This is a genomic window from Bartonella sp. AD328YNZD (genome assembly GCF_042196425.1).
This window is the reverse complement of sequence record NZ_JBHIQG010000054.1, coordinates 7,578-11,340: the sequence shown is the minus strand read 5'-3', so window position 1 is coordinate 11,340 and position 3,763 is coordinate 7,578. Positions and strand designations below refer to the sequence as shown.

Below are 3,763 nucleotides of genomic sequence, written 5' to 3'. Positions count from 1 at the left end.
TTTAGGGGCACCAGCAAAAAATGCTGTAATCGGTGTGGGCGCTCCTTCATAAACATCAGGTGTCCACATATGAAACGGAACAGCAGAAATTTTGAAAGCCAAACCAGCTAAAATAAAGACAATTCCAAAAATAACCCCTAATTGTACATTCTTGCCTTTTAAAGCAAGAGCAATTTCGTGAAAACCAATTTGACCGGTAAAACCATAAAGCAAAGAAATACCATAAAGAAGCAACCCTGAAGATAATGCTCCTAAAACAAAGTATTTTATACCGGCTTCAGAAGATTTCACATTATTACGATTAATCGCTGCTAAAACATATAAAGCTAAAGATTGCAATTCTAACCCCATATAAAGCGACAGCATATTACCCGCTGAAATCATAAACATCATTCCAAGGGTTGCTAAAAGAACAAGCACTGGAAACTCAAATATATTAAACTTTTGTGCATTGGCAAAACCAACAGACATGATAAGAGAAAAGAGTGCACCAATAAGCATTAAAATTTTCATATAACGACTAAAGGAATCGATAACGAGCGCATTGGTTTGAAATGAGCCATTTTCCGGAAAAACTATAAGAATAACAATGGTTGCCACAAGAAGTGCTATGGCTAAACCTGTCACTGTTAAAGAAGCACGTGTATTGGAATAAACACCAATCATAAGCAGCACGACAGCTCCTAATGCAATTAAAAGCTCTGGAAGAATTAAGACTAATTGCGCTATTATTTCAGTTTGCATGTGCATTCTTCCCTTATCTAGTGCAGTTTATTGATGAGGGTTTCTACGGAAAACGCCGTTGCCTTAAGAATAGGCGTTGGATAGATACCAAAGAATATTGTAAGAATAACCATTGGATAAAGGAGGAATTTTTCTCTTAAAGAAAGATCTATTAATACTTTTAAATTCTCTTTATCCAAGGAACCAAAAATCACACGCCGATAAAGATAAAGAGCATAGGCTGCCGATAAGATAACACCTGTTGTTGCTAAAACAACAACCAATTTATTTACTTGAAAAACACCTATTAAGGTTAAAAATTCACCCAAAAACCCTGAGCTTCCAGGCAAACCAACATTTGCCATGGTGAAAATTAAGAAAACAACAGCATATTTAGGCATATTATTCACTAAACCACCAAACGCTGAAATTTCACGTGTATGCAAGCGATCATAGATAACACCAACACAAAGAAACAATGCTGCTGAAACAATTCCATGGGATAGCATCTGATAAATAGCCCCTTGTATCCCCTGTTCATTCGCAGCAAAAATACCCATCGTTACATATCCCATATGCGCTATTGAGGAATATGCAATAAGTTTTTTGATGTCACTTTGAACAAGTGCAACCAGTGATGTATAAATAATAGCGATAAGCGATAATGTGAAAACAAAAGGCGCAAAATCTGCTGAAGCGATAGGAAACATTGGTAAAGAAAAACGAAGAAAACCATACCCACCTAATTTAAGTAAGACACCAGCTAAAATAACAGAACCCGCCGTCGGTGCTTCTACGTGAGCATCAGGGAGCCATGTATGAACTGGCCACATTGGCATTTTAACTGCGAAAGAAGCAAAAAATGCAAGCCACAACCATATTTGCATATGAACAGGAAACTGATAATTGAGTAAAGTTGGTATATCAAGTGTCCCAGCCTCCCAATACATAACCATAAGAGCAACCAACATAAGCACTGAACCAAGTAAAGTGTATAGGAAAAACTTGATACTTGCATAAACACGACGTGCTCCACCCCACACACCTATAATGATAAACATTGGAATGAGGCTGCCTTCAAAAAAAACATAGAATAGCATTGCATCAAGAGCACAAAAAACACCAATAATCGCAACTTCTAGAAGAAGAAACGCAATCATATAGGCTTTTAATCTCTCTTTAACATTCTCCCAACTTGCTAAAATACAGAAAGGCAAAAGAAAAGCCGAGAGAACAACAAAAAGAATAGAAATACCATCGACCCCCATATGATAGCTAATACCACCCCCTAACCAACTGGATTTTTCAACCATTTGAAAATTTTGGTTGCTAGAATCAAATCCTATCCAAATAATTAAAGAAATAATAAAAACAAATAGAGTTGTAAAAAATGCAACATTACGTATATTATGGCGTGCTACTTCACTATCATCTTTGATAAACAAAATCAGAAGAACACCAACAAGCGGCAAAAATGTAACCGTAGAAAGAATAGGCCAATCGGTCATTAGTTTACGCCCCCGATCATCATCCATGTAATGAGCAATGCAACGCCGATAAGCATTGCAAATGCATAGTGGTAAAGATAGCCTGTTTGCATTCGAACAACTCTATTTGTAATATCAACAACACGCGCTGCAATACCATTGGGACCTAGACCATCAATAATCTTACCGTCTCCCACTTTCCAAAGAAAAGAACCAATTCTAAAGGTAGGACGAACAAATAAAAAGTTATATAATTGATCGAAATACCACTTTTGGTAAAGAAAGTGATACACTCCTGGCATAATACGCGCCATTTTCTTGGGAAGAGAGGGAGCCGCAATATAAAATAAATAAGCCAACATAAACCCAAGAATCATTGCTATAAAAGGCGACCATTTTACCCAATTAAAAACATGGTGGGCATCATGAAGGATATGATTGTGGCTGCTTGTAAACAATGCTCCCTTCCAAAAAGTATCGTATAAATCACCAAAAAAATAAGGTTGGAAAATAACACCAGCAAATATTGCTCCAATAGATAAAATAAAGAGAGGGATCAACATCACTGGGGGCGATTCATGTACATGATGCATAACATCAACAGTTGCTCGTGGTTTTCCATGGAACGTCATAAAGATAAGCCGCCATGAATAAAAGCTTGTTAATAAGGCTGCAAAAACAAGAAGATAAAAAGCATACCCTGAAGCAATATTATGGGATGCAAAAGCAGACTCTATAATCGCATCTTTTGAGAAAAAACCCGCAGTCCCGAAAAGTGTTCCAGGAACGCCAACACCGGTCAATGCAATGGTCCCGACCATCATCATCCAATAGGTGACCTTTATATGTTTGCGTAACCCGCCCATTTTTCGCATATCTTGTTCATCAGATACAGCATGAATGACAGAGCCCGCCCCAAGAAACAATAAGGCTTTAAAAAAAGCATGCGTAAAAAGATGAAAGACAGCAGCTCCATAAGCTCCAACACCTAATGCAACAAACATATAACCAAGTTGAGAACATGTAGAATAAGCAATAACACGCTTAATATCATTCTGCACTAACCCCACAGTTGCTGCAAAAAATGCCGTTGTTGCTCCAACAATAATAATCACGGTCAAAGCAGTTGAAGAAAGTTCAAAAATTGGCGACATACGCGCAACCATAAAAACACCAGCCGTTACCATTGTTGCTGCATGAATAAGTGCTGATACAGGGGTTGGCCCTTCCATTGCATCAGGAAGCCAAGTATGTAAAAGAAATTGTGCGGATTTTCCCATCGCACCAATAAATAATAAAAGACATGTAATGGTAATTGCCATCTGTCCATCAAACTGCCAACCTAAAAATGTCATATTTTGTATAAAGCTATTGTTTGCAGCTTTTGCAAAAATAGAGCTAAAATCAACCGATTGAAATAAAACAAAAATACTAAATATTCCTAAGAGAAAACCAAAGTCTCCAACACGATTGACGACAAAAGCTTTCATTGCAGCCTTATTAGCAGAATCGCGTTGAAACCAAAAACCAATTAACAGATAAGAAGCAAGTCC

3 protein-coding genes are annotated in these 3,763 nt (G+C 37.4%); all 3 read right to left on the bottom strand.

What is annotated here, in order from left to right; all coding sequences use genetic code 11:
- Window positions 1–744, bottom strand: a 744-nt coding sequence (locus ACFIO3_RS04310; RefSeq protein WP_375704131.1) for an NADH-quinone oxidoreductase subunit N, incomplete at its 3' end; no start/stop codon positions are given.
- A gap of 17 nt (window positions 745–761) precedes the next feature.
- Entirely contained in the window at window positions 762–2,231 is a 1,470-nt protein-coding gene (locus tag ACFIO3_RS04305; protein ID WP_375606838.1) for an NADH-quinone oxidoreductase subunit M, read from the bottom strand.
- A partial coding sequence (nuoL, locus tag ACFIO3_RS04300) for an NADH-quinone oxidoreductase subunit L (protein ID WP_375704130.1) occupies window positions 2,231–3,763 on the bottom strand: 1,533 nt, incomplete at its 5' end. The genes ACFIO3_RS04305 and nuoL, both read right to left, overlap by 1 nt.

Bases quoted from the DNA above. Each gene is read 5' to 3' on its own strand.
- ACFIO3_RS04305 (WP_375606838.1), bottom strand. From the start codon at position 2,231: ATGACCGATTGGCCTATTCTTTCTACGGTTACATTTTTGCCGCTTGTT.